The sequence below is a fragment of the Streptomyces sp. NPDC049541 genome (assembly GCF_044465725.1).
GTDB lineage: Bacteria > Actinomycetota > Actinomycetes > Streptomycetales > Streptomycetaceae > Streptomyces.
In genome coordinates this window covers 160031-174528 of the sequence record NZ_JBITLY010000001.1, presented here as the reverse complement: position 1 = coordinate 174528, position 14498 = coordinate 160031, and the positions used below count along the sequence as shown (strand labels likewise).

Here is a 14498-nt window from a genome sequence, read left to right as displayed (position 1 = left end):
GCTCCCGCGGGTGTTCTTTTTGGGCGCGGGAGCGCTGTGGCTTGTCGGACCACGCGGCGGAGCCGCAGATGTCACAGCCCCCGCCCCTTAAGAACTCGTCCCTTCCGCCAGCTTCAATGCATAAGTCGGCCACCATTCGCCTGCCTTCGGGCCGCCCTTGCAGGTGCCGTCGGACTCGCCCGGGCGTTTGACCCACAGATAGGCGTCCACCAGCGGATCTGCTGTCTTCGTCGTCGGGGCCTCGCCCAGTTTGCGGCCGGGCGGGTTGCACCAGTTCTCGTCCGGCTTGCCTTCCGTGTAGGGGCCGTTGCCGTTGCGGCTGGTGTCGATGACGAAGTGTTTGTCGCCCACCTTTGCGGACAGCTGCTTGCCGTACGCGATGGAGTCCCGGGTGGAGTAGAAGTTGGAGACGTTGACCGAGAAGCCGTCGGCCTGGGCCACGCCCGCGCGCTGGAGGGGCTGGAAGATCTGGTCGGGGTGGCCCCATCCGGCGTTGCCCGCGTCCAGGTAGACCTTGGTGCTCTTCAGGGACTTGAGCTTGGTGACGGCGTAGTTGAGGAGGCTGTAGCGCTCCTCCTGGAACTGGGGCTGGGTGCAGCCGTCCACCAGGTGCAGTACGGCGTCGGGCTCGAGGATCACCATGGCGGCGCGGTCCGCGATGCCGGTGGCCACGCCGTCGATCCAGGCGCGGTAGGCGTTGCCGTCGGCCGCACCGCCCTGGGAGTACTGGCCGCAGTCGCGGTGCGGGATGTTGTAGAGGACCAGCAGGGCCGTGCGGCCGGCCTTGTCGGCGGCCTCCGTGAAGCCCTGGGCCTCCTGCTCGGGGTTCTCGGGGCCGATCCACTCGCCGGTCGGCTGCTCGGCGATCTTGCGGATCTGCTCGGCTTCGGAGTCCTTGCCGGACTTGGCGTAGGCGGCGACCTGACGTGCCGCGTTGCCGTCCGGGTTGACCCAGAACGGGTCGCTGTCCTTGGGCTGTTGGGTGATCTTCGCGCCGGCGTTCTTGTCGTCGCCGCCTCCGGAGGAACATCCCGCGACCAGCAGCGCCGCCCCCAGCACCGCCGCGGAAGCCCTCATCCCGGCCCCCCTCTTGCCGTACATCCAACTCCCCCTTGGGTGCACTGGTCCGAGTCTCAATCCTGACATACGGCCCGCCTCGCCCACGAGATCGCCCGAACCTTGTCGGCGAGCTGTTACAGCCCCCTGCCAGGGCGGGCACGGCAGCACCCGGCCGGTCCGCAGGGCCGCCGTAGAACCCCCAAGAACCGCCGCCCATCAGCACATATGACGGAGAGCCACCGCACTGGAACCTGGCGTCATCCAACCTCTAGGCTCAGGCGCTCATCCGTTCTAGAGTCTTGTCAGACGGCCCCAGCCCCCGGGCCGTCCTTGCCCATGTGGCCCCATGACCTCCCGCGCCGGTCGCCGGGTTACTCCCGCAGCCCGTGCACGCGCGGTTGAGGACCAGCCCGGTCGGCGCCTCCAGGGGAGCAGGCCGCCGACCGGGCCAGGTGCGGGCGGCCCCCGGTGTGCCGGTACTCGGGATTGCCGCGCGAGGGGGAGCAGGCCGCCGACCGGGACAGGGGCGGGTGGCCCCGGTGTGGCGGCACTCAGGATTACCTCGCGACATCCGCACCGGACACCCCCGGCGACTTGCGCTTCTGCCAGGGTCCAGGGGCAGCCCCCGGAATGGCGCAGCACTCCCGCAGCCCGAGCACGCGCGGTTGAGGACCAGCCCGGTCGGCGCCTCCAGGGGAGCGGGTCGCCGGCCGGGCCAGGTGCGGGCGGTCCCCGGTGTGCCGGTACTCGGGATTGCCTCGAGACGGCCGCGACGGGCACCCCGGCGACCTGCGCTTCTGCCAGGGTCCAGGGGCAGCCCCCGGAATGGCGCAGCACTCCCGCAGCCCGTGCACGCGCGGTTGAGGACCAGCCCGGTCGGCGCCTCCAGGGGGAGCGGGTCGCCGACCGGGCCAGGTGCGGGCGGTCCCCGGTGTGCCGGTACTCGGGATTGCCGCGCGAGGGGGAGCAGGCCGCCGGCCGGGACGGGTGCGGGTGGTCAGTGAGTGGTTCCCGTGAGGTAGGTCGAGACGATCACGTTTGCCGTGTAGTTGCCGGTGTCCCGGTCGAAGGTGCCGCCGCAGGTGATCAGCCGTAGCTCCGCGCGGCCGGGGCGGCGTGGTCCGTAGGCCTGGCGGGCGTCGAAGTGGTCGCGGTTCTGGATCTGGACGTCCTCGACGGTGAACTCGGCGGCCTTGCCGTCGTCGCGGGTGACGCGGACGGTCTGGCCGGGTCGTAGGGAGCCCAGCTTGTAGAAGACGGCGGGCCTGGTCTGGGTGTCGAGGTGACCCACCATCAGCGCGGCCCCGGCGGCGCCCGGGCGGGTACCGGCCGCGTACCACCCGACGGTGCTCGCCTGGTTGAAGGGCGGCGGTTCGATCGCCCCCTGCCGGTCCAGGCCGCGGGGCGCCACGGGCGCCTGGACACCCAGGGCGGGAATGTCGATGCGCTGTGGCAGCGCGTTCCCCAACGGGCGGGCGGCGGGCGGGAGTTCCGTGTCCGGCGGCCGTCCGACCGCGCCCATGTCACCGGTGGCGGGTGCGGATGTGTCCTGCCGTACGTCGGTCACCTGCACACCCCACTGCCACAGCGCGAACAGCAGCGCCGCCCAGGTCAGGCCCGTCAGGAGGCGCCCGGAGCCGGAGGTGTGTCGGTCGTCGGACATGGGGTCAGTCCGTTCCGCGGCTCCGGCGCGCGCTCAGGACCGCGACGGCGCCCGCGGCCGCGGCCACGAGCACCAGCCCGGTCACCGCCTGCCCCGTGCCGGGACCGGCCTCGCGGACGTCCACGGTGGCGAAGTGCGCCGTGCCACCGCCGCCCGCATGGACAGGGGCGACGGGGGACGCCGCGAGGTGCGAGGCCGGCTGGGACCGGGACGGGGACGGGGACGGGGAAGCGGACGGGGATACGACGGTGATCCTGCCCGTGGTCACGGTGCCCGCGCAGGTGACCTTGACGTCGTAGGAGCCGGGCTCGGCCGAGGCGCGGACACGGCTGTTCCCGGTGAGGGTGCCGTCGGCGCCCGCGAGCCGCACGTCCGCGACGAACGCCCTGGACGCGGCGCTCCCCGCCTTCGCCGAGCAGCCGGTCACCCGGAGCACGACGTCCGCCCCCGGTGCGGGGGACGAGGGGCTCACAGAGATGCCGGCTCCGCTCGCGTCGACCGCGTACACCGGCGGGGTGAAGGCGCAGACGGCCAGGACCCCGGTGCAGAGAGTGAGACGTAGTGAACCCATCGTGAAACCTCCAGATATCTGGAGAGTCCCCCGCGGGCCGGGGCCCCGCATCCTCAGCGGGGCCCTATTGCTCCGAATGGGTCAAGCAGGGTTTCAGGTTTCAGACCCGGTCTACGAGGTCCGCGATCGAGTCCACGACCTTGGACGGCCGGTACGGGAAGTTCTCGACCTGCTCGGGCCGGGTCAGCCCCGTGAGCACCAGGAACGTCTGCATTCCGGCCTCCATCCCGGCCAGTACGTCGGTGTCCATGCGGTCACCGATCATCGCGCTGGTCTCGGAGTGCGCCCCGATGGCGTTGAGACCGGTCCGCATCATCAGCGGGTTGGGCTTGCCCGCGAAGTACGGCTTCTTGCCGGTCGCCTTGGTGATCAGCGCGGCGACCGCGCCGGTGGCGGGCAGCGGGCCCTCGGTGGAGGGGCCGGTCTCGTCCGGGTTGGTGCAGATGAAGCGGGCACCGTCGTTGATCAGCCGTACGGCCTTGGTCATGGCCTCGAAGGAGTACGTCCGGGTCTCACCGAGGACGACGTAGTCCGGCTCGTGGTCGGTGAGGATGTACCCGATGTCGTGCAGGGCCGTGGTCAGGCCCGCCTCGCCGATGACGTAGGCCGAGCCGCCAGGCCGCTGGTCGTCCAGGAACTGGGCGGTGGCCAGGGCCGAGGTCCAGATGGACTCGACCGGCACGTCCAGACCCATGCGGCGCAGCCGGGCGTGCAGGTCGCGCGGGGTGTAGATCGAGTTGTTGGTGAGGACCAGGAAGGGCTTGCCGGACTCGCGCAGCTTCTTCAGGAAGGCGTCGGCGCCGGGGATCGGTACGCCCTCGTGGATGAGCACACCGTCCATGTCGGTGAGCCACGACTCGATGGGCCTGCGTTCTGCCATGTGCGGGATCTCCTGCCGTACGCATGTACGCGGTGCTGTTGCGCCCCCAGCGTAGACACTGGCCGGATCTTGGGGAATGGGCGTCTCAGCGGCGCCTGCGCTGTCTGCGGGCCAGCAGCAGCGCACCGCCGGTGACGAGGACCACGGCGGTGGCGACGATGCCGGGGGTGCCGAGGCCGGTGCGGGCGAGTTCGTCGGCGAAGGGGAGGCGGGGGGCGCGGCTGGGCGGGGTGGTGCCGGTTCCCGTGGTGGTGGGGCCGGGGGTGGGGCTCGCGTCGTTGTGGATGCGGAAGGCGTAGTCGTTGGACTGTCCGACCCAGTCGCCGTCGTCGCCCCGCCGCTGGACTACGGCGGCGTCGGCGGTGACCTGGTTGGGGACCGCGTCCGAGGTGATGGCGAGGCGGATCTTCACGGTGACGGTCTGTCGGGGGCCGACGGTGAACCCGGGGAAGCCGTCGTCGAAGGGCCCGACCAGTTCGTCCTCGTCGGTGGTCTCGAACTGGACGGGGTGCGGGTGGGTGCCGTCGTAGAACTCCAGGTGGGGCTGCGAGGGCGTCAGCTCGTGCCGGTCGTCGACGAGCACGACGACCGGGTGGATGTCTGTGCAGGTCCGGGTGGTGGTGTTGGTGAGGTCCAGATACCAGATGCCGTATCCGCCGCCGGCTTCGTAGGTGTCCGGGCCGCCGTGGATGCGGGTGGTGAGGGGGAAGCGGCGGGCGTCGGGGGCGGCGCAGGTGGCGTCGGCCGCGTGCGCGGGGGGTGCCGCGGGGAGCAGGGCGGCTGCCGCCAGGCAGAGGGAGACGGGCGTGCAGGGTCGCATGGACACGTGAGTCTGCCTTTTGCCTGCCGGCGGGGAGCGGTGCCGCTCCGTGCGGGGGGTCAGGTCCGCTCGTTCAGCGCATGCGGCGGGGCTGCCGCCGGACGCACGCGTGTGTCTCGCCCCCGCCGCCCCTTCCCTTCCCGACCCTGGGGGCTGGCGCCCCCAGACCCCCGCTTTCGGCCTGAACGGCCTCGTCCTCAAACGCCGGACGGGCTGGAGGATCAAACCCGGGCCGGCTGAAAGGTCAAGCCCGGACGGCAGAAAGCTCAAGCCCGCCCCCGGGTGAAAGATCAAGCCCGGACGGCAGAAAGGTCAAGCCCGCCCCCGGGTGAGGGATCAAGCCCGGACGGCAGAAAGGTCAAGCCCGCCCCCGGGTGAGGGATCAAGCCCGGACGGCTGAAAGGTCAAGCCCGGAGGGCGGAATGCTTCGAGCTCGGGCGGGCGGAAAATCCAGCCCAGACGGCGGAAGGCTCAAACCCGGGCCGGTGAAAGATCAAGCCCGGGTGGCTGAAGGATCAAGCCCGGCCCGGTGAAAGATCAAGCCCGGGTGGGCTGAATAGTCCTGCCAGGATCAGTTGTGCCGCTCCTTCCGCTACCCCGCCGGAGGCGAGTCGGACCGGTACCGGGGGCTCACCGAGGCGGCCGGCGTGTTCGACGAGGACGGTGCGCACCCCTCGCAGGAAGGCGTCCGGGGCGGCCATGACGGTGCGGCCGCCGAGGAGTACGAGGTCGATGTCGAGCAGTGCGACCAGGTTGCCGGCGCCGATGCCGAGAACGTGCGCCGCCTCGTCGACCGCGCCGCGTGCCATCGCGGCCAGGCACAGCGCCTCGATGCAGCCGCGGTTGCCGCAGCCGCACGGCGGTCCGTCCAGTTGGACGACCTGGTGCCCGAACTCCCCGGCCCCGGTACGGGCCCCCCGGTGCACGGCGCCGCCGATGACGAGCCCGGCGCCGAGCCCCGTGGCGAGATGCAGATAGGCGAAGGACCCTCTCTCGCCCTCGACGGCGAGTGCCAGCGCGGCCGCGTTGGTGTCCTTGTCGACGACGACCGGCCCCCCGAGCCGCCGCGCGAGCGCGTCCCGCAGAGGGAAGCCGTTCCACTCGGGGAATCCCGTCACGCGGTGCAGGACACCCCGGTTGTGGTCGAGCGGACCGGGGAGCGCGACACCGACGCCGAGGACGGAACCGGCGCCCGAGACCTCCATCATCAGCGCGCCCGCCTCCCCCGCCACCGCGGCGACGACGGCCTCGGCCCCCGCCCCCAGGTCCAGCGAGGCGCGCCGCTCCCCCAGCACGGCCCCCGTGAGGTCGACCAGTACCGCCCGCAGTTCGTCGCGGTCCAGGTGCAGCCCGACGGCGTGGCCCGCCTCGGGCACCAGCCGCAGCACCGTAGGGGGCTTGCCTCCTGTCGACGCCCTGCGACCGGCCTCCGTCGCCAGCCCCTCGTCCCGCAGCCGGGCGGTGATCTTGCTGACTGCCTGCGGGGTCAGCCCGGTGCGCTCGGCGAGCTCCAGCCGGCTGATGCCCTCCTCCCCTGCCGTGCGCAGCAGACCGAGCACGAGCGCCGTGTTGTGGCTGCGCAACCCCGGCAGATTGACGCCGCCGGAGCCCGCCATGCCCGCCCGTCCGGCCCCTGCTCCTGCCGCCGCCCCTGCGTTCGTCCTGTCCACACCCCCATTCTCCCCCGCGCTTGCACTTTGGCAACAGCGTTGCGAAAGTGGGGGGCATGACTCGCACCCCTCTGCGCGTGGGCCTCGTCGGCTACGGCCTCGCGGGCTCCGTCTTCCACGCCCCGCTGATCACCGCCACCGAGGGCCTCGCCCTCGACACGGTGGTCACCTCCAACCCGGAGCGGCAGCAGCAGGCCCGCACCGAGTTCCCGGACGTACGGATCGCGGCGACCCCCGACGAGCTGTTCGACCGCGCCGCCGAGCTGGACCTGATCGTCATCGCGTCCCCGAACAAGACGCATGTCCCGCTGGCGACCACCGCCCTGAAGGCCGGCCTCCCGGTGGTCGTGGACAAGCCCGTCGCGGGCACGGCGGCCGAGGCACGCGGGCTGGCCGCCCTCGCCGAGGACCGCGGCCTGCTGCTCTCCGTCTACCAGAACCGCCGCTGGGACAACGACTTCCTGACCCTCCGCAAGCTGCTGGCCGAGGGTGAGTTGGGCGACGTATGGCGCTTCGAGTCCCGCTTCGAGCGCTGGCGTCCACAGCCGAAGGGCGGCTGGCGCGAGTCCGGCGACCCCGCAGAGATCGGAGGTCTGCTGTACGACCTCGGCAGCCATGTCGTCGACCAGGCGCTGGTCCTGTTCGGCCCGGCTGCCCAGGTCTACGCCGAGTCGGACATCCGCCGGCCGGGCGCCGAGACGGACGACGACACCTTCATCGCCGTCACGCACACCAGCGGCGTCCGCTCCCACCTGTACGTCTCCGCCACGACCGCCCAACTCGGGCCGCGTTTCCGGGTGCTGGGCTCGAAGGCGGGTTACGTCAAGTACGGCCTCGACCCCCAGGAGGCGGCCCTGCGGGACGGCATGCGCCCTCAGACGACCGCCGGCTGGGGCACGGAACCCGAGTCCCTGTGGGGCCGCGTCGGATCCGGCGAGTCCCCGCTGACCGGAGGAGGCCGCGTCGAACCCACCCTTCCCGGCGACTATCCGGCCTACTATGCGGCCGTGACCAGGGCCCTCAACGACGACGGTCCCAACCCGGTGACCGCTCTGGAGGCGGCCGCCGCCCTCGATGTGCTCGAGGCGGCCCGCCGTTCGGCCCGCGACGGAGTGGCGGTGGCGCTGTGACGCACAACCAGGAGATCACCCCGAAGTTCCACCCGGAACTCACCCCGCCTCTGGAGGAACTGGAGGCGCAGGAACGGCACCTGGTCTTCAGCCAGTTCACCTACGAGGACGCCTGGGCGCTGGGTTCCCTGCTGGTGGAGATGGCCCGCGAGCGCCAGGCCCCGGTCGCGATCGACATCCACCGCGCGGGCCAGCAGCTCTTCCACGCGGCGCTGCCCGGCTCGACCCCCGACAACGACGCCTGGATCACCCGCAAGCGCCGCGTGGTCGAACGCTACGGCTCCGCCTCCTACCTGGTGGGCGCCCGCTTCCGCGCCAAGGGCACCACCTTCGAGGACTCCTCCCGCCTGAACCCCGACGAGTACGCGGCCCACGGCGGCTCCTTCCCGATCAACGTCCTGGGCGTGGGCGTCGTCGGCGCGGTAACGGTCTCCGGCCTGCCGCAACTGGCAGACCACCGTTTCGTGGTGGAGGCCTTGGAGGAGTTCCTGCATAAGGGGTGACCCTTTTGGAGCCATGGGGAGCTGCGCGCTTTCAGGGGCGCGGGCAACTGCACGATCAGCCACAGACGGCCCGCAGACGACGAATCACCGCAGTTCCCCGGCTCTCCCAGCGGAGCGGCTAGGCGTCCTTGAACTCCTGCCGCTGCCGCCCAAGCCCCGAAATCTCAAGCTCCACAACATCCCCGGCCCGAAGATACGGCTTCGGCTCAGGCTCGCCCATGGCAACCCCCGCCGGCGTCCCGGTATTGATCACATCCCCCGGGTACAAGGTCATGAACTGGCTGACGTACCGAACAACCTCCGCCACGGAGAAGATCTGCTCAGCTGTCGTCCCGTCCTGCTTCAACTCCCCGTTGACCCACAGCTTCAACGACAGGTCCTGCGGATCGTCCACCTCGTCCGTCGTCACCAGCCACGGCCCCAGCGGATTGAACGTCTCGCAGTTCTTCCCCTTGTCCCAGGTCCCGCCCCGCTCGATCTGGAACTCCCGCTCGGACACGTCGTGCGCCACCGCGTATCCGGCGACGTACGCCAGCGGATCCTCGTCGTCCGACAGATAGCGGGCCGTACGCCCGATGACGACGGCCAGCTCGACCTCCCAGTCGGTCTTCACCGACCGCCGCGGCACGAGCACGGTGTCATGGGGCCCGACCACCGTGTCCGCGGCCTTGAAGAAGATCACCGGCTCGGCGGGCGGCTCGGCCCCGGTCTCGCGGGCGTGGTCGTGGTAGTTCAGCCCGATGCACACGATCTTGCCGATCCGCCCCACCGGCGGCCCGACCCGCAGCCCGGTGGCGTCCAGCACGGGCAGCTCGCCGGCGTCGGCGGCGGCGCGGATCCGGCCGAGCGCCTCGTCGTCGGCGAGCAACGTCCCGTCGATGTCGGTCACGACACCGGACAGGTCCCGCAGAACCCCCTCGGCATCGAGCAGCGCAGGCGTCTCCGCTCCCGCCGTACCGACTCGCAGCAGCTTCATGATCACTTTCTCCCTCGATCGCGGGGCGCCCGACCGATGGGTGCAGCCATCGGAGGACTGGTCGATCCTCCAAGGTCACGGTCCAGTCCGCAATACCCGGTTCACGGACTGGACCGTCACCACCGGGTCAGGAGTACAGGGCCGCCCGCTCCACGGCGCTCCACGCCGTACTGGTGACCACGTACAGCGCGGCGGCCAGCGGCACCACGGCCACCGTGAACAAGGTGAAGAAGGACATGAACGGCATCACCTTGCTGACGGCACCGAGCCCCGGCACCGACTCGCCGTCCTGCACGGGGAGAGGGTTGCCGGCGGCCATCATCCGCTTGGTACGCCGGTAGTTGAAGACGGCCACGACCGCGACCACGGCGAACAGCCCGAGATAGACGAGCCCCGCGGCCCCGAACACCCCACCGCCCTCGAGGGCGTCCGCCCACCGCCCGCCCAGCGGGGCGGCCAGCAGCTGGTGCGTGAGCAGTTCGTTCGACTGCCCGCCGATGTGCGTGCTGGAGAACAGGTGGTACAGCAGGAAGAACGCCGGCAGCTGCAGCAGGGACGGCAGGCAGCCGGACACCGGTGACACCTTCTCCTCGGCATGCAGCTCCAGCACCGCCTTCTGGAGCTTCTCGGGTTCCTTCCTGTGCTGCTTCCGCAGCTCGGCGATCTTCGGCTGCAGTGCGGTACGGGCCTTCTGCCCGCGCGCGGCGGCCCGGGACAGGGGATGCACGAGCAGTCGTACGAGAGCGGTGAACAGGACGATGGCGGCGGCCGCCGCCGAGGCGCCGAACAGCGGCTGGAGCAGGTCGGCGAAGTGTCCGACCAGATCGGCGAAGACAGCGAAAACGGACATGGGTGAGCCCTCCGGGGGTCTCGTCGTGCCGGTACTGGGACAGGGCGGCATGACGACCCGCGCGGGGCCCGCTACGTGTGTGAGTGAGCCCTACGCGGCGGTCGTCGGAAGGGCGGATCCGGGGGCTCGGGGCCGGGTGCGCCCCTTGGCGTCGGGGTCGCGTTGCGGCAGGAACGCGGTACGGCGGGCGCGGTCGCGGATGGCCGTACGCACCCGTGTGGGCGGCACCGCGGGGGCGCAGCGCGCGGTGAGCAGGGCGCAGGCGGCGAGCGCGGAGCCGGCCGCGGCGGTCGCGGCGAGCGCGACCGTGGCGGTGAGGCTGCCGGTGTCGAGCAGTGCGACCTGGAGGACGAGCAGCAAGAGCAGCAGTACGGCGACGGGGCGCAGCGACATCCGGCTGCGGATCATGACTGCCCCCTCCTGCGCGTCCGTACTGCCACTCGTCCGTGCTGTTCGTCTGTCTCGGTTATACCTGACCGCCCTCGACGGGCAGTTCCAGGGGCTGCAACAACCTCCGCGGCTTGAGCAGCGCCCGGCTGACCGGATCCGCCGGGTTCTGGTCGAGTGCGGGGCCCGGCTCCATGAGGACGTCCTCGACGGGTACGACGGCCCCGCAGGCGGGGCATTCGCCGTACGGCCCGAGTTCGGTGCCGCAGTCGGCGTGCCGGAAGTAGCGCAGCTGGGTCTCGGCGTACTGCTCGCGGCGCCAGAGGCCGAGGGAGCGGAGGGCCGGCCACAGGGCGATGCCGCGCTCGGTGATGACGTACTCGTCCCGCGGCGGCGACTCCTGGTAGCGCCGCTTCTCCAGGATCCCCTCCGCCGTCAGCGACTGGAGGCGGGCGGCGAGGACCGCGCGCGGGATGCCGAGGTGGACGAGGAAGTCGTTGTAGCGGCGCACACCGTAGAGCGCGTCGCGGATGACGAGCAGCGTCCACCGCTCGCCGACGATCTCCAGCGCGCGGGCGATGGAGCACTCCTGTGTCGCGTAGTCCTTGCCGAGTGCCATGACGCCCACTGTAACCATTTTTCGCGAGCTTGGTTCAATGACCGAACCTAGGATGCTACGGTTCAGGACATGACTAGGTTCAATGAACGAACTCTCACGGGAACCGAAGCAGCCGAGGCACAGGAGGCGGCCGGCGGCGCGGCGCAGGCACAACAGCCCGCCCCGCCCGCGGAAGCACCCCCGCACCCCCGCGCCACCCTCGCCCTGACCAGCGCGGCAACGGCCGTAACCCTCATGACGTACACCGCCCCGGTGGTCACGCTCCGGGACACGGCGATCGCCCTGCACACCCCGCTCTCCGCACAGGCCTGGCTGATCAACGGCACCCCGCTGGGCCTCGCCGCGCTCCTCCTGGTCGCCGGCAGCCTCGCCGACGACTACGGCCGCCGCCGTATCTTCCTCATCGGCACCCTCGCCCTCGGCATCACCACGGCCCTCGGCGCCCTGGCCTCCTCCACCCTGCAGTTCACGCTGGCCCGGATAGCGCAGGGGGCCGCCAGCGCGGCGATCCTGGCAAGCAGCCTTGGCCTGCTGGTGCACGCCTTCCCGACCCCCCGGGGCCGGCTCCACGCGACCGGCGTGTGGGGAGCCTTCGTGAGCGGCGGCATCGCGGCGGGGCCACTCGTCGCGGGCGCGATGCCCGACTGGCGGGTGGCGTACGGCGTGCTGGGCGCGGCGGCGGTGATCGTGGCGGCCCTGGGGACACGTACGTTGACCGAATCCCGCTCCCCGAGGGGCGGCCGCCCGGACATCCTGGGCGCGCTGACCTTCGGCCTGGCCCTGGTCTCCCTGGTCGCCGCCCTCACTCTCGGCCGGGACGGCTGGCTGCGCGCCGAGGTGGGCCTGCTGTTCCTGGCGGCCGTGGTGCTGGTGGCCGTGTTCGCGCTGGTGGAGCACCGCACCGCGACCCCGATGATCGACCTGAGCCTGCTGCGCCGCCCCGGCTTCCTGGCCTCGTCCGCGGGCGGTCTGTTCACGGGCCTCGCGGTGATCGGCCTGTTCAGCTTCCTGCCGGTCCTGTTCCAGCAGGCGCTCGGCCTGTCCCCCATGGACACGGCCTGGCTGTTCCTGCTCTGGTCCGGCCTGTCCTTCACGGTGGCGCTGCAGGCCAAGCGCCTCGCGGGCCGCGTCCCGCCCCGCCGGCAGCTGGCCGTCGGCTTCGCCCTGCACGCGGCGGGCGTCCTGACGATGCTCGGTGCGATCGACTCGGGTTCCTGGCAGCGCCTCCTGCCCGGCCTGGTCCTCGGCGGCATCGGCAGCGGCCTGCTGAACGCCGCCCTGCCCCTGCTGTCGGTGGAGTCGGTACCGGCGGCCCGCGCGGCCATGGGCTCCGGCGCCCAGCAGACCTTCCGCTACATCGGCTCCTGCGCGGGCGTCGCCCTGACGATCGCGATCGTCACGTCCTCGGGCGGGGGCCTGGGCCACGGAGCGAACATCGCCCTGCTGGTGTCGGCGGGTCTGGCGCTGTCGGCCGCGGTGGCGGTGCTGGTGCTGCGCGAGCGGGGCCGGGCGTAGAGCCCGCCCCCAAGTCACCCTGAGAACCCTCAAGTCACCCTGAGAAGTCTCAGGTTCCGGTACGACGGCCCGCGTTCCACGATGTGGCGGAGCCGGTCGGTCCGGCACCTTTCGACGGCCTTCGAAGTGTTTGCGGCCGCCTTCGGGCCGCACCTACGTTGAGGCGCCGCGGAATCGACGATCGGGGGACACCCATGAAGAGTCACGTCAGCCAGGCGGGACCCGTACGCCGTCGCGCCGCCGCGCTGGCCTGCACGCTGGCGCTGGCCGCCGTCGCGGTGGGCACGGCCGCCTCGCCGGCCTCGGCCGCGGGCTGGGCCTGTGACCACGACGGGCACACGGTGTGGTGCGCGTCGGTGACCGGCATATCCGCCGGGTCCTATCTGGCCTCCCACAACGGGCCGAGCTACGGCTCGGGCACCACCGGGCACCGCTACTACAACGGCCAGACCATGATGCTCGCCTGCTGGACCACGGGCGACGGCGACGCGGATGGCCACGGCGACCGCTACTGGTTCGCGCTCGACTTCGACAGCGACGGCGGATTCATCAACGACTGGTACGTGACGACCGGTTCGCCGTCGCAATGGCAGCCGCACGTACCGCAGTGCCGGTGAGAACAGCGCAGCAAGCACCCCCCACCCGCCCCACGCATTCCCGTCAGGAGATCACCATGCGTCGCGTCCTCGTCGCGCTACTGGCCTGTCTGGGCCTGGCCGTCCCCATGGTCGTCACCGCATCCACGGCCGCGTCCGCCGCCCCGGTCCTGTCACCCCGCACCGCGCAGACCGCTGCCTGCAACACCGGTCATGTCTGCATCTACCAGGGCGACATCTGGGACGACAGCCCCAACCACCCGAAGGTGTACGACTTCTACTACTACGGCACCTACAACGTGCACAACCTCATCGGCGACTACACCGTGCTGAACTGCCAGACGGGCGGCGCGGGCGTCAAGGGCTTCACGGGGTACAACGGCACAGGAAGCGTGGCGTGGGACCTCAACATCAACAACTGTGGGGGCGGTCTGTGGACGGACCTCACACCGACGAACTCCGTCAGGCTGTACGCCTGACCCTGGCTCTTGCAGAAGAGTCCGTCGCGCCTGCGGAAAGGGTCCGTCCGCACGCTGCTGGACCCTTTCACGGTCCGGTGGATCCGCGGTGATGTGCCGCTTCCGCATCTGCGTCGGGCAGGGCACCTTCCAGCAGTTGATGGAGGCGTTGATCGCCCTGGCTGCACCGTCTCCTGGGGAAACGCCGTACTCCTGCCCGTACACCGGTGTCGTCTTCGCCACCGTGATCATCACGGTGGCCCATGAGGGAAAGGCCCATGGCCATGAGAAAGTCCATCACGCCACTGCTGACGTCCGTGCTCCTGTGCGCCGGGCGCTGGCCACCACCGCTGGTACGGCCGGCACCGCGGCCGCGTCCAGCGGGCCGATCGCCACCCTCCGTGTCGTGAACACCTTCCAGAGCCTGGGCACCACCCGGTGCATGGACGACAGCGCCCATGGGTTCCGCACCTTCCCGTGCAACGGCGGCGATTACCAGAAGTGGGAGGTGCACGTCTTCAACGACGGCACACGCCGCTTCCGGAACCTGGTGACCGACGGATGCCTCTACGACGGTCCGCGAGGGTTCGACACCCAGGACTGCGACAGTTCGACGAACGTGAGCTGGTTCATCAGCCGCCATCACAACGTGCGGCTCACCTTCAAGAACCAGGCCACCGGCCGCTGCATCGACGACAGCGACGACAGCGGATTCCGCACCACCAGCTGCAACGGGGGCATCTACCAGGACTGGGTCTGACGCCGCGGCACCGAGCGGCACCGCTCCAGGACAGGCCGACG

General features: G+C 71.1%; 16 protein-coding genes. 6 read left to right on the top strand and 10 right to left on the bottom strand.

The window, feature by feature from the left end:
* Positions 1-87: 87 nt before the first annotated feature.
* The 6 genes from ACIBW9_RS00805 to ACIBW9_RS00780 form a co-directional block, all read right to left on the bottom strand.
* Entirely contained in the window at positions 88-1101 is a 1014-nt protein-coding gene (locus ACIBW9_RS00805) for a glycoside hydrolase family 6 protein (protein ID WP_398949836.1), read from the bottom strand.
* A gap of 955 nt (positions 1102-2056) precedes the next feature.
* Positions 2057-2722: a class F sortase gene (locus ACIBW9_RS00800; RefSeq protein ID WP_398949834.1), complete on the bottom strand. Its 666-nt coding sequence runs from the start codon at positions 2720-2722 to the stop codon at positions 2057-2059.
* Positions 2723-2726: 4 nt separating this feature from the next.
* Positions 2727-3293 (bottom strand): hypothetical protein, encoded by a 567-nt coding sequence (locus ACIBW9_RS00795; RefSeq protein WP_398949832.1) that lies wholly within the window; start codon positions 3291-3293, stop codon positions 2727-2729.
* 100 nt (positions 3294-3393) lie between these two features.
* Positions 3394-4173 carry an HAD-IIA family hydrolase gene (locus ACIBW9_RS00790; RefSeq protein WP_344402802.1) on the bottom strand — a complete coding sequence of 260 codons (780 nt, stop codon included), beginning with the start codon at positions 4171-4173 and terminating at the stop codon, positions 3394-3396.
* A gap of 85 nt (positions 4174-4258) precedes the next feature.
* On the bottom strand, positions 4259-4993 hold the full coding sequence (locus ACIBW9_RS00785) for a hypothetical protein (protein WP_398952032.1): 735 nt from the start codon (positions 4991-4993) through the stop codon (positions 4259-4261).
* A 515-nt stretch (positions 4994-5508) separates the two neighbouring features.
* On the bottom strand, positions 5509-6609 hold the full coding sequence (locus tag ACIBW9_RS00780; protein ID WP_398952031.1) for an ROK family protein: 1101 nt from the start codon (positions 6607-6609) through the stop codon (positions 5509-5511).
* 110 nt (positions 6610-6719) lie between these two features.
* Between ACIBW9_RS00780 and ACIBW9_RS00775 the strand changes: the two genes are divergently transcribed.
* Positions 6720-7793 carry a Gfo/Idh/MocA family oxidoreductase gene (locus tag ACIBW9_RS00775; protein WP_398949830.1) on the top strand — a complete coding sequence of 358 codons (1074 nt, stop codon included), beginning with the start codon at positions 6720-6722 and terminating at the stop codon, positions 7791-7793.
* Complete coding sequence (locus tag ACIBW9_RS00770) at positions 7790-8296, top strand: heme-degrading domain-containing protein (protein ID WP_398949828.1); 507 nt, start codon at positions 7790-7792, stop codon at positions 8294-8296. The genes ACIBW9_RS00775 and ACIBW9_RS00770 overlap by 4 nt, the downstream gene beginning before the upstream one ends.
* 118 nt (positions 8297-8414) lie before the next feature.
* On the opposite strand, the gene ACIBW9_RS00765 is transcribed toward ACIBW9_RS00770, so the two are convergent.
* From ACIBW9_RS00765 to ACIBW9_RS00750, 4 genes are all read right to left on the bottom strand, one after another.
* Positions 8415-9272, bottom strand: a complete 858-nt coding sequence (locus tag ACIBW9_RS00765) for a fumarylacetoacetate hydrolase family protein (protein ID WP_398949826.1) — start codon at positions 9270-9272, stop codon at positions 8415-8417.
* A 127-nt stretch (positions 9273-9399) separates the two neighbouring features.
* On the bottom strand, positions 9400-10122 hold the full coding sequence (locus ACIBW9_RS00760) for a YidC/Oxa1 family membrane protein insertase (protein WP_398949823.1): 723 nt from the start codon (positions 10120-10122) through the stop codon (positions 9400-9402).
* 90 nt (positions 10123-10212) lie between these two features.
* Entirely contained in the window at positions 10213-10530 is a 318-nt protein-coding gene (locus ACIBW9_RS00755) for a DUF6412 domain-containing protein (RefSeq protein ID WP_398949821.1), read from the bottom strand.
* 58 nt (positions 10531-10588) lie between these two features.
* On the bottom strand, positions 10589-11128 hold the full coding sequence (locus ACIBW9_RS00750) for a winged helix-turn-helix transcriptional regulator (RefSeq protein ID WP_398949819.1): 540 nt from the start codon (positions 11126-11128) through the stop codon (positions 10589-10591).
* Between the two features lie 69 nt (positions 11129-11197).
* On the opposite strand from ACIBW9_RS00750, the gene ACIBW9_RS00745 reads away from it, so the two are divergent.
* The 4 genes from ACIBW9_RS00745 (at position 11198) to ACIBW9_RS00730 (ending at position 14457) form a co-directional block, all read left to right on the top strand.
* Positions 11198-12643: an MFS transporter gene (locus tag ACIBW9_RS00745; protein ID WP_398949817.1), complete on the top strand. Its 1446-nt coding sequence runs from the start codon at positions 11198-11200 to the stop codon at positions 12641-12643.
* A 194-nt stretch (positions 12644-12837) separates the two neighbouring features.
* Positions 12838-13260 (top strand): hypothetical protein, encoded by a 423-nt coding sequence (locus ACIBW9_RS00740; RefSeq protein WP_398949815.1) that lies wholly within the window; start codon positions 12838-12840, stop codon positions 13258-13260.
* A gap of 56 nt (positions 13261-13316) precedes the next feature.
* Complete coding sequence (locus ACIBW9_RS00735) at positions 13317-13718, top strand: hypothetical protein (RefSeq protein WP_398949813.1); 402 nt, start codon at positions 13317-13319, stop codon at positions 13716-13718.
* Positions 13719-13809: 91 nt separating this feature from the next.
* Positions 13810-14457, top strand: coding sequence for an RICIN domain-containing protein (locus tag ACIBW9_RS00730; protein ID WP_398949811.1), 648 nt, complete (start codon positions 13810-13812; stop codon positions 14455-14457).
* Positions 14458-14498: the final 41 nt, after the last annotated feature.